Raw genomic sequence first — 26595 nt, 5'->3', positions numbered from 1 at the left:
GATCAAGTTAGAGCGTATTCAGCACGTGCAACGTGCCGTCGACCAGTAAATCCATTTCCTTCTCGCTAATGATGTAAGGTGGCATGAAATAGATGGTTTTATCCAAAGGGCGCAGCACTAACTGTTGCTTCAATCCGGCTTGAAAGCATTGCGCGGCAAAATCGGCATCGTCCGTTTCGACCTCGAAAGCCCAGATCATGCCGCAATTGCGGAAATTCCGGACTTTGGGATGATCCGTTAGCGGTGCTGCGATGCGATTCAGATACGCGGTCTTGAGTGTGTTCGTTGCAATAACCTGGTCTTGCTCAAGAATATCCAGAGACGCTAAAGCGGCGCGGCACGCCAGCGCATTGCCGGTGTGCGAATGCGAATGCAAAAATGCGCGCGCGGTTTTGTCGTCGTAAAAAGCCTGAAAAACCGTATCGGTTGTCATCACCACGGAAAGCGGCAAGTAACCGCCGCTCAAGCCTTTCGACAGACATAGGAAATCCGGCGCGATACTGGCTTGGTTGCAGGCAAACAGGGTTCCGGTGCGGCCAAAACCGACCGCGATTTCATCGGCGATCAGGTGGACTTGATAGCGATTGCAAATTTCCCGGGCGCGCTGCAAATAAACCGGGTGATACATGCCCATACCCGCTGCGCCTTGAACCAACGGTTCAAGAATAAGCGCAGCGGTTTGCGCATAATGTTCCGCCAGATAGTGTTCCAATGCAGTAGCGGCGCGGAGCGCATAGCTTTCCGCCGATTCGCCCGCTTCCGCGTAGCGCCAATCCGGCGTGGGGACATGGGTGCAGGGTCTGAGCAGTGGCGCATAGGTTTCACGGAAAATGGCTACATCGGTGACGGATAATGCGCCGAGCGTTTCGCCGTGATAATCATTTTGCAGACTGATAAAACCGTTCTTTTGCGGTTGCCCGTTCAAAAGCCAGTAGTGGAAGCTCATTTTTAGCGCGATCTCAATTGCCGATGCGCCGTCGCTGGCATAAAAGCAATGTCCGAGCGAACCGGGCGCGATGCGTTTGAGCCGCTCCGATAGCGTGACAACCGGCTCATGGGTAAAGCCCGCCAGCATGACATGCTCGATTTTTTCCAATTGATCGCGGATCGCGGCATTGATGACCGGATTGGCGTGACCGAACAAATTGACCCACCAGGAACTGATCGCATCCAGATAACGGTTACCGTCTGCATCGTATAACCACACGCCTTTTCCGCGCACCACCGGAACCAGCGGATAGGTTTCGTGCTGTTTCATTTGCGTGCAGGGGTGCCATACAGCGGTAAGGCTTCTGTGCTGGAGTTGCGAGGCCGGTGAAGCGGATGTGTGATCGGAATTTACCATGTTTTTATGAATACGGAAATCAGCTAAAAATGCATGCAACCGCAGATTGTCTGCTGGAGTTACCGGTCATTGTAGACTATGAAGTGCAGTTTTTCAGTGTTTTTGACCTGGCATGGGATCCTTGGTACATTCAAGCCTTCAAACCATTTTGCTTATTCTGCCTGCATGTACTCCGATATCGATTCCGGTTTAACCGACTTACTGCCCGATAATGATCCGCAACGAATTTTGTTGCACAACGAGGTGCATGCCCGTCCCAGTCAGCGCATTCGCTTGCCTGCACTGGTGGTGTATGTAGTAGTCATTAACGAAGGCATCACGCGTGAACAAGAATGCGCGCATTTGCGCCGTCTTCCCGGTCAGCAAACGCTGATGCTCGAACAGTTGCAAAATAATTTTCTGCGTTTGCGCTTACAGGGCTATGCCGTGCGCTGGGAGCGTCACAGCGAATTTACACGCTACTCGGTAGTGCAGCATTTACCTGAAACCGCGCAATTGGGTGCGACCGATCCGGAATTACTTTCCTATGTGACGTTACCGCGCGATTGGCTGGCTGAAATTCCTGGCCGCACGTTTGCTGCGGTTAAACTGGCGATGGTCTGCGGCGATCTCAATCAACCCGAAGAATTGTTGTTGCAGGCCCGCAAATGGCTGGGGGGAAATCCTGTGGTGGCCTCGTTGATCGGCAGGGAACGGCATTCCCTGGCGGTTACGGATTTCATGTTGCGGCATAGCGGCTTTGAACGCATGCTGGTGGTTATGCCAGCAGGCTCTTCCGAGACGCGCGCCGGACGGGTGTCGCAGCGTTTGCTCGAAATCGAAACTTACCGCCTGATGGCGTTGCGCGGTTTGCCGGTTGCCAAACGGCTGATTCCGGAATTGACCAGCGCGGAACAGCAGCTGGCGGATATCACGGCGCGATTGGAAAATAAAGCGGCATCCGATCAGGAATTGCTCGATACGTTGATTGCGCTAGCCGCGCGGATTGAACGTGCGACGGTTGAACATGCCTATCGTTTTGCCGCGACACAAGCGTATAACAAGCTGGTCACGCAACGTATCGCCGAACTTCGGGAGCAAGCCATACCGGGCACTCAGACGATTGGTGAGTTCATGCAACGGCGGTTGTCTCCGGCGATTGCGACGGTTGAAGCGACCGTGCAGCGCATGAGCTATCTTTCCGCGCGCGTTTCACGCGCCAGCGCTTTGTTGCGCACTCGCGTCGATATTTTGACTGAAACGCAGAATCAGCAGTTGCTGGAAAAACTGACGCGCGGTCAGGAACTCCAGCTGCGGCTGCAAAGTACGGTGGAAGGTTTGTCGATTGCGGCAATTTCGTATTATGTCGTCAGCTTATTGCTGTATATGGCTAAGGCCGGCAAGGCGGCGGGTTTGCCGATTCACCCTGAACTGGTTGCCGGTGCGATGATTCCGGTCGTGCTCTGGGCGGTATGGCGGGCTACGCGGCGCATCCACGATAAGTTTTTTAAGTTGCATTAAAATGAATAAACAGGCTTGAAAAAACCTCTGCGGGTTATTCTCAAGCCTATTTTTGCGAACAAACTACACTACAAATGTTACTGCAGATAGCGCTCGAATGAATGCAACGGGTTGATTCCCCGTCCTTCGGCGCCTACCGCGGGTACCGTGAAATATTCATCCGCCGCGAGGTTATCGCTCAACGCATGAGTTGTCGTGATCAGCACATTATTTCCTGTATGACCGTGTGGTACGACCAATTCCGGATGGTCAAAGGGCGCTTTCTCATAGCGTACGCGATCATCCGTCAGGCTTTTTAGAAAATTAAGCAAATCTTCCCGGTTCTCCGCTGACAATTGCAAGTCAACCAGAGAGAAAACTTTGCCGAATTCTTTCGGTGGCACTTCAAAATTACCGCCCCGGATATAAAATTCCAGCACCTCTTCCAATGTAGCCATACCGCCGTTATGCATGTAAGGGCCGGTCAATTCTATGTTTCTTAATGTCGGAATTTTAAATGTACCCGCAGCAGCGCTTAAAAAACGTTTTCTCTTGGCTTTCTTTAATTCCGCAGCTGCTGAGTCAACTGTCGGGATAAATGCGCCTGCCGGATTGAAACAATCCGCGCTATCCTGCGTTTGCTTTTGTATGCCATCCGCGCGGGTAAATAGCAGCGGGTGCGGCTTATCGCGATCCAGTGCAATGGCGGTATCAAAATCGCATGCCCGCACATCGGCAACATAAGGATCAATAACTCCCGCTTTATTGCCAGCTAAAAGCTGCATATATTGATCGGCAAACGATAAAGGATTACCGAATGGATCGGTGCCGCCCAAACCGATATCGTTCACTACGGGTGTAACGCCGGTTCCGGAAAAGCCCGTGTCCTGAAACATCATGCCGCCGGTCAGCGATAAATAGGTAACCACATTCGTGGTACTGATGCGGAAAGAGGAGTTGCCGAAAGCATGCGGATTGATTTTTTGCAAAATACCATTCGTCACGACAGCGGATGAGGTGAAATTAGGGCCGATATGGCAAAGTGCGCAATGCGAATCACGGAAAACATCCAGTCCGCGCATTGCCGATTCGCTGAGTTGAGTCGGCATGCCATGTTCATCAACCTCACTTTGGTCGAAAGGTGAATCGTCCGAGATGAGCGTCGATTCATACATTTGAATAGCAAGTGCAAAGAACATGGCAAAATTGGCTTCTATCTGCCGGTAAGGCAAATCGTGCGTTGCCGAGGCGGGCGAGGGAGCGCCAAACAGACCGACTTCGTTATGCTTCCAGTACTTGGAATTAAATGCATCCATGATCAAGCGGTAATAACGCGTATTCAAACCTTTCTGCAAGTTATTATTGGTACTGTACGCAAAAGGGCCGAGGACGCTATCGTTCCAGTGAACGCGCTGATGTTCCAGCGGTTTACGGTTTAGTAATTTACGGCCCAGATCGGCAAATGTGCGGCCATGACAACCCATTTCAAAGTTATCCAGCGGAGGCGCGACGGCTTGCGATGCGAGCGAGGAATTGATTAGTCTTAACCGCTGTTTGGTGACTGAGCCGTCGCTGTTTTTCACCCAGACACCGGCATCCGGATCGCGATCCCCCCAGGGACTGCTGCCATTAAAAATATTGTTGGCGCGGCCATCCCAGAAGTTACGGAAATTGAAAACTGAATTGACGATGGTCGGCGTATTGCGCGGTTCAACCTTACGCGTGCCTTTTGCGCCGGCATGGAACACCGGATCGGTGCTGCGTTCGCATTCGTCGTATTTCGCCTGAAACCATTCGACATCACGATAATCGCCACCAAAAGTGCCCGAGGACGATACCACGTCATCGTTGACATAAATAGGTTCACCGGTGGGGCTCATCGGATCGCTGGTTTGGAAAAAAGGAAAATCGGTCTTCTTCAGTTTGCTATTCGGTCCACGAGGTGTTCCGTCGCTGGCCAGCGAAAATTCCTTGGGTAGTGTGCTATTTCTGCCGGCGGGTGCGATCTGGTTTTTTGTGCGGCGATCCGCGCCTGCGTGAAAATGGCAGGTGGCACAAGAGATGCCGTCACTTCCCACATTAACATCCCAAAATAAAGCTTTGCCCAATGCGATTGCTTTATTTTTGTTGATAATGATCGGATCAGGGCCGTCCAGTAAGCCGGGCACTTCGGGAACCGGCGCGCCTTTCAGAGACATGGGAATAGGCCCGAATCCGTCAGCCCGCGCCACTGAAGCGATACAAATAGTAAGGCAAGCTATCCGGACTAAGGTAATAATGGTGTTTTTTATATTGATTATCATGATATTACTCCTCATGCGCCCTGTAATTCAGTATGTGCGCTATGGTGTGTTATGGAACATCAGAACGATTTACATGTTTGAGGCGCTCACAATTTTATTCATCACGAGCCATGGTTAAGCTGCATGAAATTCAATGATGGCTTGATTGATACTGTTGATGAAACCGGAGGATTCTGTAAAAAACCCTCCGTAACTGCTACATCATGCGGTGATTAAGCTGTAGCTTCGCATGATTCTGCTGATGATCTTCTCAGACGCCAGCCAACCAAACCCAGACCTGCGAGCAACATCGCCCAGGTTTCTGCTTCCGGTACTGCGCTAACCGTCAATGCAAATGCACCGCCTGCCGATGCGTGATTCGTTCCACCGACATACACGGTATACCAGCCCGCTGCTAAGTCGTTGAAAGTCAGTGATGCTAAATTTGCACTCGTGCTACCGGTTACGCCGTTTTCAAACGTATTGGTCAAGCTAACATCATGTGCGCCGGTAAAAACGGTTTCGCCCCAACCAGTGTCGGCCGCAGTGAATGCTGCCGGACCTGAGACTGCATATCCAAGGGTTTCAACGACGTTACCGCCTTGACCGTTGGCCATCCACAGCGTTCCTGCATCGCCAATTGCACCGGTAGCATTGAGTGAGTGTGGCGTGCCAAATCCTGCGGCACTGATTTCTGAGGCGAAGCCTTCGGTGCCGCCGTCAAATTTCGCAGCGCCGGTTGCCCATACGGTCAAACCGGGAGCAAATCCAGCAGCGCCGGAAACGGTTACGCTAACATCCGCCAAATTGGTATTTTGAAAAACAAACCAATCTCCGGTATGCGCCCAAGCAGAGAAATTCAGATTCGGATTGCCTGTGTATGCGCTTTTCAAGCCATTTTCATTGGCCGTGATCGTTTCGCCCAGACTCACGGCATTATCGCTGCCGACCCAGGGTTTGAAAGATACGGCATCGGCAGCGTGAACACTGCTGCTTGCCAATGCCACCAGCGAAATAATAACGGCTGAAGCCAGCGTGCTTGTTTTCTTATGGTATGATTTTAATTGCATTTTTTTTCTCCAAAACGATACTATTTAAAAGGTTATGCGGCGCTGCCGGTTGTTTGTGGAATTGAGAAGAAACAACAACTGTGCGGCGCTTCTTTTTGAGCGATGATCTGAAACTTGTGCAGTAATTTCACACGATTGGTTTCAGCTACTCCCCACACTCATGGGAGGCAACCCGGCCATCTCAATTGATGAGATTCTGATGAGATCCGCTGGCTTTCCGTGCCTGTCTTGCGGCAAGCGTGGCTTTGTCTGATATCTGCCTCAATAAATTACGTTTTTATAGTTTATGGGAAAATTCTGATAAAACAATGCGGCAAATTGTCGCTGCGGCAAATTGCCACACCTCAATAGCAATGCGGCATTGCGCTAGAAATTGCCGGGAAATTGCCGGGAAAATTAACCGCTTTGAGCACAGTGCAAGCATGGTAAAATCCGGCCATCTGAAAAAATGCCAATATCATGAATTCCACCGTTATTACCGCTTTATCTCCCCTGGATGGCCGTTATCACAGCAAAGTTGAACCATTACGATTCTATTTCAGTGAATTCGCGCTGATTCGTTTCCGTGTGCAAGTTGAGGTTGCGTGGCTTAAAGCGTTGAGCGATGCTCCTGAGATTGCGGAAGTACCGGCTTTTTCCGCACCAACTCATGCGCAGCTGGACGGTTTGGCGGCTAATTTCTCGGTCGAAGACGCGGCAGCGGTTAAAGCCATCGAAGTGACGACCAATCATGATGTTAAGGCGGTGGAATATTGGTTAAAGCAAAAGCTCGGCGGTAATGCGGAAGTGGTCAAAGTGGCCGAATTCATTCATTTTGCCTGTACCTCGGAAGATATCAATAATCTGTCGCACGGCTTGATGCTGAAGTTAAGTCTGGAAAAAGTCATGCTACCGGTGCTCGACAGAATCATTGCGCGCTTGATCGAATTGGCGCATCAATTGGCCGATGTGGCGATGCTGGCACGCACGCACGGGCAACCGGCAACACCGACCACATTGGGTAAGGAAATCGCCAATACCGTGTACCGCTTGCAGCGCGGCAAGGAAAGACTCGCGGCTGTCGCCATACTGGGCAAAATCAATGGCGCAGTGGGTAATTACAACGCGCATTTATCCGCCTACCCGGACCTGGATTGGGAAAAGCTCGCGCAATCGTTTGTCGAGAAATTGGGATTGGAATTCAATCCATACACGACACAGATTGAGCCGCACGATACCATGGCCGAATTGTTCGATGCCTATGCGCGGATTAATACCGTTTTGTTGGATATGAATCGCGATATCTGGGGCTATATTTCGCTTGGCTATTTCAAGCAAAAAACCAAAGCGGATGAAGTGGGTTCTTCCACGATGCCGCATAAAGTCAATCCGATTGATTTTGAAAACTCGGAAGGTAATTTGGGGATTGCCAATGCCTTGTTGCGGCACTTGAGCGAAAAATTGCCTGTGTCCCGCTGGCAACGCGATTTAACCGACTCCACCGTATTGCGCAACATGGGTGTGGCGTTAGGCCATACGCTTCTGGCCTATGACTCATGCCTCAAAGGACTCAACAAACTGGATGTCAATACGGCACAGCTGGCCGCCGATCTGGATAATGCCTGGGAGATTCTGGCGGAGCCGATTCAAACCGTGATGCGGCGTTATGGCGTTGCCAATCCTTACGAACAGCTCAAAGCGCTGACGCGTGGCAAAGGTGGAATCACCCAGGCAGCGTTGCATCAATTCATCACTGGTTTAAGCATTCCGGAAACCGAAAAGAATCGTTTATTGGCGATGACGCCGCGTAACTATATTGGTAAAGCGCGCGATCTGGCCGGAAGAATCAAAGGTTAAAATTATTTCGATGAATAAGATACTGATTGGTATCATTAATTCATCATTTCTCTCCAGATTCACAGATAAATTTTCATTTCCGGCTTGAAATTTGGCAATGCTATCCCAATATCGCCCTCACAGTTATGAGGAGCTACGATGCAAAGTCCAGAAAATTCACACAATACAGAAGCGAGTCCAAAAGAAATGGCAGATTCCCAGGAAGAAATTAAAATCCCCGGAGCGACTAGCGATGCCACCATTCAAACCGGGGAAATCACCAACGCGCAACCCGATTGGGAGCATTTGCTGAAAGAAGCGGAAATTAAAGCGGCCGAGCATCACGATGCCTGGATCCGCGCCAAAGCGGAAACGGAAAATATCCGCAAACGCGCGCAAACCGATGTTTCCAATGCACATAAATATGCAATCGAAAACTTCTCGGCGCAATTGCTGACGGTGATGGACAGCTTGGACGCCGCGTTGGCGGTCGAGAACGCGACGATTGAAAATTTCAAAAGCGGCATGGAGCTTACACAAAAACAACTCATCAGCGTTTTCGATAAATTCAACATCAAGGCGATTGATCCTAAAGGTGAAAAATTCGATCCGCATCAACATCAGGCCATGTGCATGATTGATTCCGAACAGCCGCAAAATACCGTTGTTCAAGTCATGCAAAAAGGTTACAAACTGCATGAACGCATTATCCGCCCGGCGCTTGTATCCGTTTCAAAAGCGAAAGACTCTTGAATTTTTTACAAGTATCTCCATTTTTATACCCATCGACAGACAGAATTAATCTTTAAAAGGATCTAAACATGGCAAAAATCATCGGTATCGACCTGGGTACCACGAACTCTTGTGTAGCCGTCATGGAAAACGGCAAACCGAAAGTCATTGAGAACTCGGAAGGCACGCGGACAACGCCCTCCATCGTGGCCTATACGGAAGATAATGAAGTTTTGGTGGGCGCTTCCGCCAAACGCCAAGCAATCACGAACCCCAAAAATACCCTGTTTGCAGTCAAACGGCTGATCGGACGGCGTTTTGACGAAGATATGGTGCAGCGTGACATCAAGATGGTGCCGTATAGTATTGTTAAAGCGGATAACAACGATGCCTGGGTGGAAGTACGCGGCAAGAAAATCGCACCGCCGGAAGTCTCCGCGCAAGTACTGATGAAAATGAAAAAAACCGCCGAGGATTATCTGGGTGAAACCGTAACTGAAGCGGTCATCACGGTACCGGCTTATTTCAACGATTCACAACGGCAGGCAACCAAAGACGCCGGACGGATTGCCGGTCTCGAAGTAAAACGGATTATCAACGAACCGACCGCTGCGGCGCTGGCTTTCGGTCTGGATAAAAAAGAAGGTGACCGGAAAATCGCGGTATACGACTTGGGTGGCGGTACATTCGATATTTCCATCATCGAGATCGCCGAAGTTGAAGGCGAGCATCAATTTGAAGTATTGGCGACCAACGGCGATACGTTCCTCGGTGGCGAGGATTTTGACTCGCGCGTGATCGAGTATCTGGTGGATGAATTCAAAAAAGAAACCGGTATCGATCTGAAAAAAGATATGCTGGCGCTGCAACGCTTGAAAGATGCGGCGGAAAAAACCAAAATCGAGTTATCTTCCAGCCAGCAGACCGAGGTGAATTTACCGTATATCACGGCGGATGCTTCCGGGCCGAAACATCTGGCGGTGAAAATAACCCGCGCGAAACTGGAAAGCCTGGTGGAAAACTTGATCGAACGTACCGCCGGACCTTGCCGTACGGCGATCAAAGATGCCGGTTTAAACGCATCGGACATCGACGATGTGATCCTGGTCGGTGGACAAACCCGTATGCCGAAAGTGCAAGATAAGGTCAGGGAAATATTCGGTAAAGAACCACGCAAAGACGTTAATCCGGATGAAGCGGTAGCGGTCGGCGCGGCCATTCAGGGCGGCGTGCTGAAAGGCGACGTGAAGGATGTTCTGCTGCTGGATGTGACGCCATTGTCACTGGGTATCGAGACACTGGGCGGCGTAATGACCAAACTGATCCATAAAAACACCACGATCCCGACCAAAGCGCAGCAAGTATTCTCCACCGCGGACGATAGCCAGACCGCAGTGACGATTCACGTGCTGCAAGGTGAGCGTGAGATGGCTTCAGGAAATAAAAGCCTGGGACAATTCAACTTGAGCGATATTCCACCGGCACCGCGTGGTATGCCGCAAATTGAAGTGACCTTCGATATCGATGCCAATGGTATTTTGCACGTATCCGCGAAAGACAAAGCGACCGGCAAGGAAAATAAAATCAAAATCCAGGCAAGCTCAGGGTTGTCGGATGATGAAATTGAGCGCATGGTCAAAGACGCCGAAGCACACGCCGAGGAAGATCATAAGGCGCTGGAACTGGTTTCCAGCCGCAATCAATGCGATGCGATGATTCATTCGGTGAAGAAATCGCTGAAAGAGCATGGCGATCAATTGAGCAGCGATGAAAAAGCCAAGATCGAAGCTGCATTGAAAGATGCAGAAGATGTGCTGAAAACCGACAATAAAGACGAGATCGATGCCAAAACGCAGGCGTTAACCGAAGCGGCGCATAAACTGGCTGAAAAGATGTATCAACAAAAAGATCAGCAAGGCGGCGGGGAAGCACAACCTGAAGCCGGAGCTTCATCATCATCCGGCCGGGGCGAAAAGCCGGTGGAAGGTGAAGTGGTGGATGCGGAATTTGAGGAAGTTAAAAACAAAAAGTAATTGTTGTTAAACCAATCGAACGCAGAGGCACACACGGCAGCGCAGAAAATGCTGGTGTGAGCTCTGCGTTTTAGTGTTTGAATAAAGCATAAATTTCAACAATCAGAACAACATACCCTTATCACGCGAGCAGGAAGTCAAGATGAGTAAGCGAGATTATTATCATGTACTCGGTGTCAGCCGCGATGCCGATGAAGCGACAATCAAGAAAGCGTATCGTAAATTGGCGATGAAGTATCACCCCGATCGCAACGCAGGCGATGTGAAATCGGAGGAGATGTTCAAAGAAGCCAAGGAAGCTTATGAAGTACTGACGGATGCGAATAAGCGGGCTGCGTACGATCAATTCGGACATGCCGGCGTTGATGCAAATGCAGGCGGTGGCGGTGGCGCACAGGGTTTCAGCGATGCGTTTAGCGATATTTTCGGCGATATTTTCGGTGGACGCGGCGGACGCTCCAATGTGCATCGCGGCTCCGATTTACGTTACAACCTGGAAATTTCCCTGGAGCAAGCGGCGCACGGAACCGAAACTAAGATCCGCATTCCCACCCTAGAAGAATGCGATGCTTGCCACGGCAGCGGTTCCAAGCCGGGTAGTTCGCCGAAAACCTGCCCGACTTGTAACGGCCACGGGCAAGTCAGAATGCAGCAAGGTTTTTTCTCTATCCAGCAAACCTGTCCCAAGTGTCAAGGCAACGGCAAAATTATTACTCACCCCTGCGCAAGCTGTCATGGTGTAGGGCGCATTAAGCAGCAAAAGACACTGAACGTGAAAATCCCGGAAGGTGTGGACGATGGCGATCGCATTCGTATTTCCGGTGAAGGTGAAGCTGGCTTAAACGGCGGCCCGCCGGGCGATTTATACGTGGTGATCCATTTATCGGCGCATTCCGTTTTCCGCCGCGATGGCGATAATTTGCACTGTGAAATTCCGATCAGTTTTACCGTCGCCGCGCTGGGTGGAGACATTGAAGTGCCGACACTGGAAGGCCATGCCAAAATCAAAGTGCCGGCCGAGACGCAGACCGGCAAGATTTTCCGCTTGCGCAGCAAGGGAATCAAAGGTGTGCGCAGTCACGACAAAGGCGATTTGCTTTGCCATGTTGTGGTGGAAACGCCAGTCAAACTGACGGCGCGCCAGAAAGAACTATTGGAAGAATTGGAAGCGATCAGCTTGAAAGACGGTCCTCGCCACAGCCCGCGTGCTAAGTCGTGGATGGACAAAGCGCGGGAATTCTTCTCCGAGTAGGAAACCGGTGTTAACTTGAGCAATTTTGACTAACATTTAACAAAGAGTTTACATTCGCTTCACAATTGGATTGCTCCCGCGATTTATAGTTACGCCTGAGTTCACGAAACACGATCACTTTATAAGGCAGTAATTACAAATTTAATTCAGGGGGCAATCATGGCGACAATATCTTTTCTGATTAACGGTACCGCAGCCAATCATGCTAGAGCGTGGGTGACAGTTGAAGAAGTGGCGGGCGGGGCGCTATTGTTCAAAGTGAAACAGGTCGGTAGCGCCATGGGAAATTTGTATGGGGTATATTTTGATATCGGCGATGAAAGTATTCTTAGCTCGCTTAGAATTACTGCCGTTTCCGATAATATCCTTGTCAACGAAGAAACAATCAGCTGCTTGAAGAATGGCACGGATGCTAGTCAATTGCACGTGCGTGATAATGATCAAGGTTCATTAAACAGCTATAGTTTTATTCTGCACAGTACGATGCGCGCGCTTATGCTCAGCGATTTTCCGCACATACAGCTTGATTACTCCGGTGATTACGATGACTCAAATATTAAAATCGATGATACCTTTAGTCATCGGTGGTTATATATGGGGTTGTTTTAAGCGGTATCACATCTTTCCGCTTGCACGCCAGTAATTTTGGCGCGATCCATTTTCCAAGTGTGTGTTGGTTGAGTAAGGCCCGATACCGCCGGTACTGTTGGCGATATCGGGTTAAACGAAAATTCACAGCGCCAAGACAATCTTTCCAGCGGGATGACTTTGTTCAAGAAACTGCTGGGCTGCAGCGGCATCGGCTAGTGCAAAAGTGCGAGCAATTTTTACAGTCAGCCTATTTTCATCAAACAATGCGGCGCACTGCCGCAGTATTTCCCCTTGATGGCGTTTCGCCTCTTCCAGTTCCATTAAAACCGGTGACAGCATCAATTCCAGACTGAATCGTACATTGCGCTTTCGTGCCTCGCTCCAATCGGTATCGGGTGAGGGTTGCAAGATGGTGACAACATCGCCGTAGGGCTTTACGCAGCCAAAGCAGCTTTGCAGAACCTCCGGCCCGACCGTATCAAACGCGATATCCACGCCATTACCGTCTGTCCATCGCAACACTTCCGCAACCACATCGTGTGTCCGGTAGTTGATGACGAAATCGGCGCCGAGCTGCTGGACAAATTGTGCTTTCTCCTCGCTGCTGACCGTCGTGATGACTTTGGCGCCGGCCAGTTTTGCCAATTGAATAGCGGCATGGCCGACACCACCGGCGCCCGCATGAATTAAAACCGTTTGGCCACTGGCAACGCGTGCCCGGTCATGCAATGCTTCCCAGGCGGTGATAAAAACCAGCGGTACCACAGCAGCTTGTTCAAACGATAATGAACGCGGTTTCAAAGCCAGCAGACTGGCATCGGCCAGCACGTACTCGGCATAAGTCCCCTGGCGGTTATTAAAACCGGGCTGAGAAAAATAAACTTCATCGCCGCGCTGGAAATTTTTTACCTGCGTACCCACGCTTTCAACAATACCGGCGCCATCGCAACCAGGAATAACCGGAAAAGTCACCGGGAAACGCTGCGGCGCGGTGCGGATTTTACAATCGATCGGATTGATACCGGCTGCTTTAATCCGGATCAAGAGTTGCTTGTCACCGCACTGACTGAGGGATTCAACATCACCATACTGCAGAACATCCGTTGTTCCGCCTGTATCGAAATAGATTGCTTTCATGGGCTGCGCTCTTATTGTTACTGTTGTTGCTGGTCAAGGTATTGCACGGATCGAAAATACCGCACATCTGGTATTTTACCGGATGACTATCACGGATTGGCAATCATTCCATAAAGTTTATCTTTATATAACAATCGTTTCTTTTTTAATTCTTCCAAGTATTCGCCGGTGGTATTTTCAACGCCTTCTTCGATTCTCAGGATTTCACGATTGAGATCGTGATATTCCTCAAACAGGCGCGCGAAATGACTGTTACTGGTTTTTAATTCATGAATACGATCATAATATTCCGGGAATTCATGGTGTAAATCGTGTTTGTCGATCATTGGGATACTCCTCTTATTGTTTTCGTTTCAATATTCATATCTTGACTGACTGCGAAAAATAGACGCTGATACAGATCAAAATTCCAATGGATCGACATCCAGAACCCAACGCACTTTTTGGCTGGGTAATGTGGTGATTTTTGCATACCAGCCGGTCAGAAAAGCGTGCAAATGTTTGCGCGAGGAGGATTGTACCAGTAAGTGCGCACGTTCCAGGCCTTTTAGCCGTGTCATGTGCGCCGGTACCGGATCAAATAATTCAACCGTTTGCGGCGGGTGGGCAAGTTGTGCCGCTTGCGCCAGAAAATCCAGCACGGTTTTTATATGATGTGCTTCCGCTCGCAATAGGGCTTGATAAACGTAAGGCGGGAATCCGGCCATTTTTCTTTCCGCCAGCAGAGTCTGTGCCAGCGCATCGTAATCGTGCCGTTGCAACGCTTGATACAACGGATGATCCGGAAATTCGGTTTGAATCAATACATGTCCGGCCACATTGGCGCGTCCGGCACGCCCGGCGACTTGCATCAGTTGCGCAAATAACCGCTCACTGGCGCGGAAATCGGTACTATAGAGCGCGCCATCGGCATTCAGAATGCCCACTAAGGATAGATTGGGAAAATCATGGCCTTTGGCCAGCAATTGTGTACCGATCAGAATATCCACCTGGTGCGTATGAACGGCATGCAGAATCTCTTGCCACGCATGTTTTCGGCGCGTGCTGTCACGATCGATGCGCAGAATCCGCGCCGTTGGAAAATCGGCAGTCAAGGTTTCTTCCACGCGTTGCGTGCCTTGCCCGAAAGGGGCGATATCCTGATTACCGCACTGCGGGCAAGCGCGTGGAAACAGCTCTTGGTGACCGCAGTGATGGCAACATAGTTTTTTGTCGCGCAGATGCACAACCAAGCGGCTGGAACAACGCTGGCAGGGGGCTGTCCAGCCGCACGATTTGCACAACAGCACGGGTGCATAGCCGCGCCGGTTGATAAAAATGAGACTTTGATGCTTTTTCTGTAAACACCGATCAAGCGCCTGGATCAGTGGACCGGACAAACCTTCCTGGGTTTTGTTGATCCGTGTATCAATGCATTGAATCAAGGGTAAGGTGGCATTTTGCACCGCACGGGAAAGCAGGCGGACATGCCGGTAACGGCCCGTGAGCGCATTGTAATAACTTTCCAATGACGGTGTGGCCGAACCCAAGATCACCGGGATAGCGCTTTGCCTGGCGCGGAAAATCGCCAGATCGCGCGCGGAATAGCGCAATCCATCTTGTTGTTTGAACGAGCTATCCTGTTCTTCATCGACGATAATCACACCAAGATCGGATATGGGTGTGAACACGGCGAGGCGCGTGCCCAGGATAATTTTGGCTTCGCCGCGCTGGGCTTGCAGCCAACCGGTTAGCCGCTCGGTATCGTTGAGGCCGCTATGCAGGCTGACCAGCGGAACGGTAGAAAAGCGGGCGCGAAAAACACCTTCCAATTGGGGCGTCAGACTGATTTCGGGAATCAGTACCAGTGCTTGCCGGCCTTGCACCAGCACCGATTCGATAATTCTGAGATACACCTCGGTTTTGCCGCTGCCGGTCACACCATGCAGCAGCCAAGTATTGAACTGCTTTGCGTCGGCAGTGATGGCATTCACCGCAACCTCCTGCTCGGCAGTCAATACGGGAATTTCTGCAACTCGGGCCACAGCAGCGGTGGAACAGAATTTGGCCGTGATCCAGTCGAGCTGAATCCAATCTTGCAACAATTTTTCCGCGCGGGGTGAAATGTGCTTGATTTGCAGGCTGGTCAGCGTCTCGGTTTGCTGAAACTCACCGAGCAGGCGGCGCGCTACCCGGTTACGTGCCGGAATTTGCGTTACCGCAACGTTTTTACCGGATGAAGTCAGACTGTATTGATACTGAGCCGGTTTTCTTTTTAAGTTAACCGGCTTGTTATTACGCAGTTTAACGGGCAAACCATTCAGGATAACCATACCCAGCGGGTGATGATAATACTGGCTGCAAAAATGAAATAAATCCAGCAATGCAGCGGGCAGGGGTTTTATTTCCCGGAAAATGCCGTGTGCGGACTTCAGTTTCTCAATGGGGATCTGCGTTTCATCGCTTACCGCGAGGATAATGCCGGTGACTTGTTTTTTGCCGAAAGGCACACAGGCGCGTAGCCCGATATCGTCTTTACTGACGTCCTCTGCCTGATAATCAAACAATGTGTCGACTGGAACATTCAGCGCGACACGGATGATGGGCATAAGCAGCGGATTTATGACAAAGGTGAAGCACGACTCACCGGGCTTGGAGCAAGTTCCGGTGAGTGTTGTGCGTTTAAGATGCAGACAACCGGTTATTTGGAAACACGGTACAGCGTGACCGATGGTTCACCGGGTTTGTCCAGCTTGGCGGTATTGCCATCCGAACTGAGGGTGAAGCCGATGCTGCCTTCCACATCGGAGAAACCGGCGCAGCCATTGGTGTTATAGGTGAAGCTGGTTAAATTGAAATTATTTCCGCCTTTGTTATAGGTATAGGAAGAAAATTCGATGCCGGGTTTTGCGCATTTTGCTTGATCTTCACGCTGTGTTGCACCGGTCGGATCGATCATCATATATTTGCCGTTGGGGAAGAAAACCAAAGTCTGTGTTTTGATCGCTTCACTGTCATAGGCCCAAGCACCGACAATACCGTTTGCATCATTATCGATTTTTGCGTAACGGAATTCTTTAACTTCTTTTTCCGCCACTTCATTTTCATTGCTTAACTGTATCGGTTTGGCAATATGGAAGAGTTCACCGAACACACTGCCTTGTTCGCGTGCTCTTTGCACCGTAACAATATCGGAATTAATCAATTCAGAACCATCGGTGCGTACCCGCCGCGTCGGTCCTGGGTTGGAGAAACCGGCTTTCAGATTGGTATCCACGCTGGGCGTGCTCACCAGCTTGAAGCCGCGGCTGTCAAAATCAGTCGCTTGAGCTACGCCGTATTCAACACCGGCCTGGAAAACAGTTTTCCCGCCGCATACCCGGTTTTCATCACAGGAGTCGTCCGGTCTGGCGTCGCCTTGCAGGTATTCTCCGCTGCTATCGGCGGCCACCCGCAACACGCTGGCGGTTTGATTGGTATAACTGACCCAGACTTGCGCGCTGAGCAGTGCGACACCTTGAGAAAGAAAGTGCGTGCGTGCGGCTTCGAGTGTTCTGATTTCACCAGAAATGCCGCTGGCTTCCATAATGTCTTTTAGCCCGGCGGAATCGGCGAATGTTTCCGGGCTGCTATCCAGATCAATCGACCCTTTAACAGCAGCAGCCGTTTCGCGCGAAATGGAAATTCCATTGGAAAGATTACTATCGGAATCCAATGATTGCAGTAAAACCAGCAGATTTTGTAATTTATTAGCGTTGTCACCGGCCAGTTCAATCGGGGTCACGATCTGTGAACCGGGGATATTGCCCAGTGTCAAACCGCCCAGTTTGAATTCGATTTTGTCGCCATGATTGAAATTAAAACTGCCTTTCTCGTCGGTGGTGCCGGATTTTCCAGAAGTTGCCGCAAACGCTACGCCGGATACGGGAGAATCAACTAAAATGCCGGTTGCCGGGCCTGTCGGCATGGTTCTTTTAGCAGCCGTTGCTGACGATGATGCGGATGAAGAGGTATCGAGTGCTTTTTCACCGCCGCTGTCGCAGGCGGCTAGACCGACAACAAATACTGTGGATAATACGGGTATCCATGATTTTTTTCTTAATTGCTGTTTAGATTTCATTAAGATGCTCTCTTTTTGATTAATTAAATAATTCAATCTTGTACAATTTACTTTTTTGTCCGCGTAACGTATCGATGGATGCTGATATTTTACTATCAAGATTGCTATTATAGCCATGCATTCGGTTTTTCTTTCCTGACTTGCTTAAATAGGTTTTAAATTTTTGTCTTTTCGTGTATTTTCGCCGCTATTTTTATCTGGGGGGTATAAGGTATTTATATGTCTAACATGGCTGAGATTTCGCAACTGGCGGACATGTCAGTGCAGCTTCCCGTCAACTGGTACTTGGATCCCAAAATTCTTGAGCTTGAAAAACGTATTTTGTTTGATCGCGGACCGGGCTACGTAGGTCATGAAGTAATGGTCCCCAATGTGGGTGATTATTATGTGCCGGAATGGATGAATAATGCCAAAGTGCTGGTGCGTAACGAACAAGGCATCGAATTGTTATCGAATGTTTGCCGCCACCGTCAGGCGATTTTATTGACGGGCAGAAGTAATGCCAAGAGCATCGTGTGTCCGATACACCGCTGGACCTATGCATTGAATGGCAAATTGCTGGGCGCGCCGCATTTTGAGCAGAATCCTTGCCTGAATTTAAGCAAAACCGCATTGCAAAATTGGAATGGTTTGTTGTTTAACGGTGAACGTAATGTTTCGCGCGATATGGGCAATCTGGGCGTGTTGCAGGATTTTGATTTTTCCGGCTACGTTTTTGATCGCGTGCAGATCGATCATTATCACTGTAACTGGAAAACATTTATCGAAGTGTATTTGGAAGATTATCACGTCGATCCGTTTCACCCGGGTTTGAGTCATTTTGTCGATACCGGAAAACTCGATTGGGATTTTGGCGATTGGTATAGCGTGCAGACTGTGGCCATCGATAGCGGGTGTTTACAAAAACCGGGCAGTCCGGTGTATGCCAAATGGCACGAACAAGTATTGCAGCAATCGGAAGGGGAAATGCCGCCGCATGGATCGATCTGGTTATTGTACTACCCCAATATCATGCTGGAGTGGTATCCGCATACGCTGGTCATCAGCACGATTCTGCCGACCGGGGTGGAGAGCTGTATGAACGTGGTTGAGTTTTACTATCCGGAAGAGATTGCGCTGTTTGAACGTGATTTCGTCGAAGCCGAGCAAGCGGCATACAAAGAAACCGCGCTCGAAGACGATGAAATCTGCAAACGGATGACCGCCGGGCGGCGTGCATTATTTGAGCAAGGTTTGAATGAAACCGGGCCTTATCAAATTCCCATGGAAGAGGGAATGAAGCACTTCCATCAATTCCTGCAACGAGAAATCGGACCGCATATCCGGTGATTCAATAACCGCAACGGCTGTATTTTTTAGGAAAACCGACAAGTGCGTTCATTGTGGATGCTGGTAGCGGGCTTTATGTTTGCCTGTATGGGCGTATTGGTCAAACTCGGCGCGGCGTATTTTTCCAGTACGGAGCTGGTATTTTACCGTTCGCTGTTCGGCGTTTGGATGACTTATCTGGTCATCCGCTATTACCGCCTTCCGGTAACAACACCGCATTGGCGGGTTCATTGCTGGCGCGGAATTTCCGGCTTGATCAGTTTATTGATGTTTTTTTACTGCATTACGCAATTACCCTTGGCGACCGCCATTTCGCTGAATTATACCTGGCCGCTTTTCTTGGCAGTGTTTTCCACGTTGATTTTGAAAGAACATATTCACTGGCCGTTAATCTGCACAGTTCTGCTCGGTTTTATCGGCGTCGTTCTGTTACTGCGCCCTTCGTTGCCCGAAGATCACTGGATGGCCGGTTTACTGGGAATGGCCTCCGGGTTTTTCGCCGCGATCGCCTATATCAATGTCAAACAACTGGGCAAATTGGGTGAATCCGAATGGCAAGTGGTATTTTACTTCACATTAATCAGCACATTAGGCACCGGCGTGTGGTTGCTGTTTACAACATTCAGTCCAGTTAATGGAGATGGTTTATTGCTGCTGTTCGGTACCGGTGTGACAGCGACGCTGGCGCAACTGGCGATGACGCGCGCCTATCATCAAGGTGCGACGATGGTTGTGACTTCACTGGGTTATAGCACGGTATTATTTGCCAGTCTTTGGGGCATTCTGTTGTGGAATGAAATATTGCCTCCCGTGGCCTGGCTCGGGATGGGATTGATTGTCCTGGGCGGTTCATTAAGCGGTATCCTCGGTATTAAGCAAGTTCCCGCTGTGACGCCCAAGTGATTTTGCTTTTACGGAGTAGCGGCAAAATTTGCACCATCCGGTTTAATTCCCTATGATGAGCTAATTATTTGTTGAGGAGGGAGTCATGATAACTATTCAAAAGAAAGACAATCTCGTAATTGTTGCGGTTATTGGCGAGTTTACATTAGCCGACTACAATGAATTTGAACAACAAGTGCTGTATCAATCCCATTTTGACAGTAAAGCCAATCTACTGTTTGATTGGCGCGACATGCTCGATTACACCGTTGATGTGGCTTGGGAAGAAGTTAAATTCATGCGCGATCACGGTAGTGAATTCAATCGGGTGGCGGTTGTGACCGACGATGAATGGCAAACATGGGGCGCATGGGTTTTCAATTTATTCATTCACGCCAATGTAACGGTTTTTCACGATTACGAGGAAGCCGAAATTTGGGTTTCGGAGACTGAATAACCGGTTCCCGGTTGAATGACTGTGACGAATTAATGCGAGCTGGGTGTATTACGCCGCACTACACGTAAAGTGCATGCGTAATACACGACAGAGTATCACTATAATTTCCAAATTTATTCTTAAGTGGTAAGAAAAATCGAATGGATGATCTGGTTTTAGCCCGGGTATTGCACGTATTGGGCATCGTGCTTTGGATAGGCGGAGTTGGAATGGTGACGTTTGTGTTGCTGCCAACTTTGGCGCGCATGCAGTCGGCCACGGATGCAATGGCATTTTTTTCCCGTTTCCGGCAGCGGTTTGCCGCGCAAGCGCGTTTTTCCACATTGATCGTTGGGTTGAGCGGTTTCTACATGGTTCATGTGCTCAATGCCTGGCCACGTTTCATGCAGTGGCAATACTGGTGGATGCACATGATGGTATTGATCTGGATATTTTTTAGCGTGATGTTGTTCATCATGGAACCGCGCGGACGCCGCCAAAGCGCGGCCTCGGTGCAGCAAGACGTTTCACCGGAAACATTTGCCAAAATTCAGCGCAAGCATTTGTTCTTATTGATACTCAGTTTAATTACTATCGCCGGCGCCGTGGCAGGGAGCCATGGCTGGTTGATAGCCCGGAGTTGAATGTGAGTTACGCATTGTTGAAAATGATTCACGTCAGTAGCGTGATACTTAGTTATTCATTGTTTTTCCTGCGTGGTGTCTGGTTGATCCGGGATTCAACGAATTTACGTCAGCGCTGGGTCAAAATTCTGCCGCATATCGTCGATACCGTTCTGCTGACCAGCGCGGTCTTTCTGGCGATGACCATACAGCAAAATCCGCTGCAGGATTCCTGGTTAACCGCCAAGGTTGCCGGTTTGCTGTTATATATCGCTCTGGGTATGGTGGCGATTCGCTTCGGTAAAACCCGGCGGACAAAAATCATTGCCTGGGTGGCGGCGCAGTGTGTATTCATTTACATTGTGCTGGTTGCAGTCACCAAAAGCCCGGTATTAGGTCTCGGCTAGAATCCGGCGGCACCATCCTTAGAATTCACTGACAGCGAATGGATTTCTCCGCTTTTCGTTTTGAGAAAGCCAATGTCGATCAAGCACAGGCAATCAGCGATCTGATCAACTTGACGTATCGCGGAAACGCCGGTTGGACAACCGAGGCCGCGATTATTCAGGGCAATAGAACCAACCGGCAGGAAATCGAAGCCGCCATGCGCAATTCCGGCGCGCATTTTTTTGTCGTTAACTTGCCTTCCATGCTGGCGTCATGCATTTATATCGCGCCAGAAAAAGAGCACGCCTACATCGGTTTTTTTTCGGTTCACCCTGATCTGCAAGGACAGGGGCTCGGAAAATACATGCTCGAACAAGCAGAAACCTTTGCCCGCAGCGTCATGAATGTGCATCAATTCGTCATGTTCGTGATATCACAGCGCACCGAGTTGATTGAATTTTATCAACGCAGGGGCTATCACTGCACCGGCCGGGTTGAAGCTTATCCGGCCTATCTTGGCGTACCTAAAATTGCCGGGCTGACCGTTGAGTATCTTGAAAAGAAAGCTATGCGTTGTTAAGGAAACACTGATTAATTGACTATACGACCGAATCACTTCGTTGCGCGGTACTCGCTCCCTCGTCTATCTTATTGATATGCCGTGGTTGCTGTGTTCCGTGCGGCTCGTGCTTCATCTCGTCCGCCGAATTAATCAGTGTTTCATTAAGTTTTTCTGTCATTAAAGAAAAAGTTATCGTCAGACTTTTATCTTCAGTTTTCGCTTTTTCCCTCTCGTATAAATCCCGTTGTGCTCTTATCACTGCGGAATTCTTAATCTAAATTATAATAACATTACTACTAATAGTTGTTTTAATTCACATATTTTTCACAAAATACGTAATTTTTCTTGACATTTTATTTACATTTATCATGATATCGTGCCCGCTCCTGCAATTAAAAGGGTAATCAAACTTCTTTATAAACGAGGAAATTATGCTGTTAAAAATATTTTTGGCTATCGCAATGAGTTTAAGTGTTTCGTGTTTTGCTGAATCCGGATCGAACAATTCAAAGTCATCTGCTGATTCCAGCCAACAAACACAAACTTCACAATCGAGTTCATCGAACACAAAGAAAAACTCTCAATCGGCAAAGGAATCCGATAAAGATCAGAAACCGCCGATGGTGGATTACTGCAAAAAACATACATGTTAATCGAATAACGATTTGCAAATTGGAGATAACCAATGAACAAAAAAGTATTGAGAAATCTGGCTTCAGCAATTTTTGCATGTTATACCGCAGCGGCAGTTTCCGCGCCGCACTGGACGCATGAGGAACAAGCAACTTGGGGAGCGATTCAGGATCCGGCACAAACCGTAGTGCCATTGAATTATCCCTATGCGGAATGCAGTATCGGTTCACACCAATCGCCGGTCGATTTAGCCGATGCGCGAATTGATAATACCCGGAAACTGAATAATCTGGAGGTTTGGTACGATGTGGACACCCCGGTGTTCTTCAATACCGGCCATGCGGTTCAGGTCAATACCTCGACACACTATAAAGGCGAGTTGAAAATCGGCGAAGAATCTTACCCGCTGGTTCAATTTCACTTTCATGAACCCAGTGAACATGCGGTCGGTGGCGTGAAGTTTCCGGCAGAATTACATTTTGTTCATGTCAGCCCGGATGGGCGGCTCATCGTTCTGGGTGTCGCGGTCACCGTAGGGGAAGAAAATGCAACATTGCAGACTATTTTAAACAATATGCCCGCTACGGGAGGGGATCAAAATGCCAATGCCACCGGCATCCAAATTGATCCTACAACGCTATTACCGCCGCTCGGCCATAATTCGTTTGATTACGTATCGTTCGCTGGTTCTTTAACAACACCGCCTTGCAGCGAAGGCGTGCAGTGGTACCTTTTATTGGACAGCATTTCGATATCCGCGGCACAGCTGTCACAGCTCAAGGGATTCTATACGGATAATGCGAGATCACCGCAGAATCTGAATGGGCGGGTTATTTCTTCGACCAAATAATTTAAATAAGAATCTAAGGTAAATCAGTGTATTTAACTTGATAATCCGGGTTAATGCACGATTTGCCTTATGATTTCTCACATACCGATCTGAGTTCGATCGTTTTGCTGTGAATCCTCATGCTGCTTTCCGGTCTCTTCGCACTTAACTTCCTGACAAACGATTCTAGCTATCCGGCTTATTATTGATTTTATCATCAACAGGGAATTTTACTACCTTGGAATCAATGGGATAAGGCTCAGCAATCCAGTAACCTTGTGCATAGTCGATGCCCATATTTTCCAGCAGCTGCAAAGTCTGATCGTCTTCGACCCATTCGGCGATGGTTTTAAGCCGCATTACGTGGCCAATATGATTGATCGATTCAACCATGGCTTGATCGACCGGGTCGGACAGCATGTTCTTGATCAACCGGCCGTCGATTTTCAGATAGTCGAGCGGAATATTTTTCAGATACCCGAACGATGACAAGCCGCCGCTGAAATTATCCATCGAAAAACGGCAACCCAGTTCTTTTAACGTGGTGACAAAACGCACTGCGTGGTTCATCTCAGTCAGTGCAATATGCTCGGTGATTTCAAAGCAAATATCAGCGGGATTCAGCTTGCTGGCTTTGATGGTGTTCACGGTGAAATCGAGAAAATCCGTACTCTCAAGTACTTGCGCGGATAAATTGATGGTGTGGATGACGTTGGGTTGATGGTGTGCATGTGCCTTGATTAATTTAAGCGACTGTTCCAACACCCAGCGGTCGATGATCAGCATATGATCATGCCGTTCAGCGGCAGGTAAGAACGCTCCCGGCGTGACGAGACGGCCGTGTTCATCTTCCAGGCGCAACAGAATTTCACCGTGCTTTTCTTTGTCATTGCTGCTCGAAATCGACTGAATCGGCTGAAAATATAAACACAACCGCTGATCGATCATGGCTTGTTGAATGCGTGGCAGCCATTGCACTTCACCGGATTTTTGCTGCGCGGTCTCGGTCTGGTAGACATGCACGCGATTGCGTCCTTGTTCTTTTGCCGCGTAACAAGCACTATCGGCCGCATTCAATGCATAAGCGAGACCTTCGTTGGCGTGCGTGATGGGGAATAATCCAATACTGACACCGATGCTGAATGTATTACCCTGCCATTGAAAGCGAAAGTTTTGCACCAATTCGCGCAATGCTTGCGCAACCTGCAGCGCCTCGTTCTGCGGGCAGTGCTCCAGGATCACACCGAATTCATCGCCGCCAAGACGCGCCAGCGTATCACGCGTACGCAGCTTGGCGTGCAATAAAGCGGTTACCTGGCGCAGTAACTCATCACCGGCGCTGTGTCCGCAGGTATCGTTGATGATTTTGAATTGATCCAGATCGAGATACAGCAGTGCATGTGAATCGTTTTTGCGTGTTGCCGCCAGGATTTTACCGAGGCGGGTTTCAAATTCCTTACGGTTCAGCAAGCCGGTCAATGAATCATGCGCCGCCTGATAGGCAAGTTTTTGCGTCAGCTTACGTTGCTCCGTCACATCGCGGAAAGTCAGAACAGTTCCAATAACGTGTTGTTGCTCATTCTGAATCGGCGCCACGGTGTAATCGATAATCCATTCTTGTTTATCCTTGCGGATTAACAAACACTCATGGTGTTTTTGCGCGTTTCCGGGTGTGCCGTTATGACATACCAGCGGGTCGGCGACAGCCGACCGGTTAACGCTATCGAGAATGTTGAATACTTGCTGTAACGGTAAGCCATTGGCATCCTGGTTGCGCCAGCCGGTAAATATCTCGGCGATCGGGTTAAGGTAGGTGACGTTACCGCCGGCATCGGTCGTGATGACAGCATCGCCGATGCTGGCCAAAGTGACCTGAAACAGTTCTTTTTCCTGATGTAATACGGCGTTGGCCAAAGCGAGCGCTTGGGTGCGTTCCGTGACACGTTGCTCCAGTTGTTCCTTAACACTTTTCAATGCTTGCTGCGAACGGTCTTTTTCGGCGATTTCGGCTTGTAATTCCTGATTGATGTTTTTTTGATGATTTTTCGCATGTACCAGGCGCTTGAGCAAATCGAAATTATCGAAGCGGAATTTCAGCGACTCCGCGACAGTTTGATACAAGCGATGGGAGATACTGCCCATTGCAAAGACAAAAATAAGGTAGGTGAAGGCGATCGCGAGCTGCACATCGCCGTCGTGCGTCATCACCTGATAAGTAAAAGGAATGACAACCGGAATTGAAAAAGCCATAAATGCGCCGCGGTAAGACGATAAAGTAGCCATTGCACCGGCAACCATGCCACCTAATAAGTACGCAAGAAATAATTGGTGTGTGGCGCTGCCGTCAACAAAAAAAATACTGCCCGCGGAACCCCAAAGTATGCCGGAAAATAACGTGCCGATTAGAAACTGCCATCCCCAGCGAGCGGATTCGGCAATAGCCGGTTTTTTACGAAAATAGGAGCTGATCAGCAGGAACCTGACGAAAGTCAGTAAGTAGATTGTGACCAGCCATCCCAGTAGCCAAACCTTGGCGACATGATTCCAGAAAATAAAAACGAGCGCGGCGGAGGTGATCAGCGTAACAACCAGGGCCTTGGGGGCTTGCTGATAAAGCAATTTGACTTGTTCGGCCAATAGCGCCGTGGAATGATTGCTTTGTTGCAAGGAGGAATCTACAGTGTGGTGATTAAGCTCTGATGCCCGGTAATCATTTTTCATTGCGGACAAATGATGAAAATTGTACGCAGTTTGTCGGATGATTTTCCAAAGAGTTTAGAACTATTTGCGATTTGCGGGGATAACCATAATTTAAAACAAACAACTAGATCGCCGAGGATTTGTAAGCATTTTATTTCAATGACATAATGCTGCTGCCTGAATTGCAAATGAAAAATATTCATTTCTACACGCGTAAGAATATTCTTATTGAGAATCAGAAAATTATACTTTGAATTTTATGTAAGTAAAGAAAACCTTTACAGCGGTAAGGATCACCCGGATTAAAACAGTGAATTTTCAATCGTCAAGAAAATTATGGAGATTAATCTATTAAAACGCTATCTATAACTGATTGTTC

Annotated in this window: 21 protein-coding genes and 1 riboswitch; of the genes, 13 read left to right on the top strand and 8 right to left on the bottom strand. The window is 49.1% G+C overall.

The window, feature by feature from the left end:
- Positions 1-7: 7 nt before the first annotated feature.
- Positions 8-1345, bottom strand: a complete 1338-nt coding sequence (gene bioA, locus ABD07_RS01340) for an adenosylmethionine--8-amino-7-oxononanoate transaminase (RefSeq protein WP_160816792.1) — start codon at positions 1343-1345, stop codon at positions 8-10.
- A gap of 165 nt (positions 1346-1510) precedes the next feature.
- On the opposite strand from bioA, the gene ABD07_RS01335 reads away from it, so the two are divergent.
- A complete protein-coding gene (locus ABD07_RS01335) occupies positions 1511-2845 on the top strand; it encodes a DUF3422 family protein (RefSeq protein ID WP_160816791.1) in 1335 nt (444 codons plus the stop codon).
- A gap of 77 nt (positions 2846-2922) precedes the next feature.
- Here ABD07_RS01335 and ABD07_RS01330 read toward each other — a convergent pair whose 3' ends face one another.
- The gene (locus ABD07_RS01330) at positions 2923-5127 is read right to left on the bottom strand and encodes a cytochrome-c peroxidase (protein WP_160816790.1); all 2205 of its coding nucleotides are present in this window, start codon (positions 5125-5127) and stop codon (positions 2923-2925) included.
- A 212-nt stretch (positions 5128-5339) separates the two neighbouring features.
- Entirely contained in the window at positions 5340-6176 is an 837-nt protein-coding gene (locus ABD07_RS01325) for an FxDxF family PEP-CTERM protein (protein ID WP_160816789.1), read from the bottom strand.
- A 163-nt stretch (positions 6177-6339) separates the two neighbouring features.
- Positions 6340-6430: riboswitch (cyclic di-GMP riboswitch) on the bottom strand.
- A gap of 205 nt (positions 6431-6635) precedes the next feature.
- Here ABD07_RS01325 and purB point away from each other — a divergent pair.
- The 5 genes from purB (at position 6636) to ABD07_RS01300 (ending at position 12617) form a co-directional block, all read left to right on the top strand.
- On the top strand, positions 6636-8012 hold the full coding sequence (purB, locus tag ABD07_RS01320) for an adenylosuccinate lyase (protein ID WP_160816788.1): 1377 nt from the start codon (positions 6636-6638) through the stop codon (positions 8010-8012).
- Positions 8013-8150: 138 nt separating this feature from the next.
- On the top strand, positions 8151-8744 hold the full coding sequence (gene grpE, locus ABD07_RS01315; RefSeq protein ID WP_160816787.1) for a nucleotide exchange factor GrpE: 594 nt from the start codon (positions 8151-8153) through the stop codon (positions 8742-8744).
- A gap of 68 nt (positions 8745-8812) precedes the next feature.
- A complete protein-coding gene (dnaK, locus tag ABD07_RS01310; protein ID WP_160816786.1) occupies positions 8813-10756 on the top strand; it encodes a molecular chaperone DnaK in 1944 nt (647 codons plus the stop codon).
- A gap of 142 nt (positions 10757-10898) precedes the next feature.
- Entirely contained in the window at positions 10899-12008 is a 1110-nt protein-coding gene (dnaJ, locus tag ABD07_RS01305; RefSeq protein ID WP_160816785.1) for a molecular chaperone DnaJ, read from the top strand.
- A gap of 159 nt (positions 12009-12167) precedes the next feature.
- Positions 12168-12617 carry a hypothetical protein gene (locus ABD07_RS01300; RefSeq protein ID WP_160816784.1) on the top strand — a complete coding sequence of 150 codons (450 nt, stop codon included), beginning with the start codon at positions 12168-12170 and terminating at the stop codon, positions 12615-12617.
- 123 nt (positions 12618-12740) lie between these two features.
- Here the strand turns inward: ABD07_RS01300 and ABD07_RS01295 are convergent, their stop codons facing one another.
- The 4 genes from ABD07_RS01295 to ABD07_RS01280 form a co-directional block, all read right to left on the bottom strand.
- On the bottom strand, positions 12741-13736 hold the full coding sequence (locus ABD07_RS01295) for a zinc-binding dehydrogenase (RefSeq protein WP_160816783.1): 996 nt from the start codon (positions 13734-13736) through the stop codon (positions 12741-12743).
- A gap of 89 nt (positions 13737-13825) precedes the next feature.
- Entirely contained in the window at positions 13826-14062 is a 237-nt protein-coding gene (locus ABD07_RS01290) for an HP1242/YdcH family protein (protein WP_160816782.1), read from the bottom strand.
- Positions 14063-14137: 75 nt separating this feature from the next.
- On the bottom strand, positions 14138-16324 hold the full coding sequence (locus ABD07_RS01285; protein WP_160816781.1) for a primosomal protein N': 2187 nt from the start codon (positions 16322-16324) through the stop codon (positions 14138-14140).
- A 92-nt stretch (positions 16325-16416) separates the two neighbouring features.
- Complete coding sequence (locus tag ABD07_RS01280) at positions 16417-17835, bottom strand: adhesin (protein ID WP_160816780.1); 1419 nt, start codon at positions 17833-17835, stop codon at positions 16417-16419.
- Positions 17836-18054: 219 nt separating this feature from the next.
- Between ABD07_RS01280 and ABD07_RS01275 the strand changes: the two genes are divergently transcribed.
- The 7 genes from ABD07_RS01275 to ABD07_RS01245 all read left to right on the top strand — a co-directional run bounded on the left by ABD07_RS01275 (position 18055) and on the right by ABD07_RS01245 (position 23537).
- Positions 18055-19164 (top strand): aromatic ring-hydroxylating oxygenase subunit alpha, encoded by a 1110-nt coding sequence (locus ABD07_RS01275; RefSeq protein WP_160816779.1) that lies wholly within the window; start codon positions 18055-18057, stop codon positions 19162-19164.
- Positions 19165-19221: 57 nt separating this feature from the next.
- On the top strand, positions 19222-20067 hold the full coding sequence (locus tag ABD07_RS01270) for a DMT family transporter (RefSeq protein WP_160816854.1): 846 nt from the start codon (positions 19222-19224) through the stop codon (positions 20065-20067).
- An 85-nt stretch (positions 20068-20152) separates the two neighbouring features.
- Positions 20153-20503, top strand: a complete 351-nt coding sequence (locus ABD07_RS01265; protein ID WP_160816778.1) for a SpoIIAA family protein — start codon at positions 20153-20155, stop codon at positions 20501-20503.
- Between the two features lie 140 nt (positions 20504-20643).
- Complete coding sequence (locus ABD07_RS01260; RefSeq protein ID WP_160816777.1) at positions 20644-21126, top strand: hypothetical protein; 483 nt, start codon at positions 20644-20646, stop codon at positions 21124-21126.
- 2 nt (positions 21127-21128) lie between these two features.
- Positions 21129-21512, top strand: coding sequence for a SirB2 family protein (locus ABD07_RS01255; protein ID WP_160816776.1), 384 nt, complete (start codon positions 21129-21131; stop codon positions 21510-21512).
- 38 nt (positions 21513-21550) lie between these two features.
- Positions 21551-22072, top strand: coding sequence for a GNAT family N-acetyltransferase (locus tag ABD07_RS01250; RefSeq protein WP_160816775.1), 522 nt, complete (start codon positions 21551-21553; stop codon positions 22070-22072).
- A 667-nt stretch (positions 22073-22739) separates the two neighbouring features.
- Complete coding sequence (locus ABD07_RS01245) at positions 22740-23537, top strand: carbonic anhydrase (RefSeq protein WP_160816774.1); 798 nt, start codon at positions 22740-22742, stop codon at positions 23535-23537.
- A 165-nt stretch (positions 23538-23702) separates the two neighbouring features.
- Here the strand turns inward: ABD07_RS01245 and ABD07_RS01240 are convergent, their stop codons facing one another.
- Positions 23703-26183, bottom strand: coding sequence for an EAL domain-containing protein (locus ABD07_RS01240; RefSeq protein ID WP_240142362.1), 2481 nt, complete (start codon positions 26181-26183; stop codon positions 23703-23705).
- Positions 26184-26595: the final 412 nt, after the last annotated feature.

Source organism: Nitrosomonas oligotropha, assembly GCF_009833085.1.
Lineage (GTDB): Bacteria > Pseudomonadota > Gammaproteobacteria > Burkholderiales > Nitrosomonadaceae > Nitrosomonas > Nitrosomonas oligotropha.
This window is presented reverse-complemented; position numbering and strand designations above follow the sequence as displayed.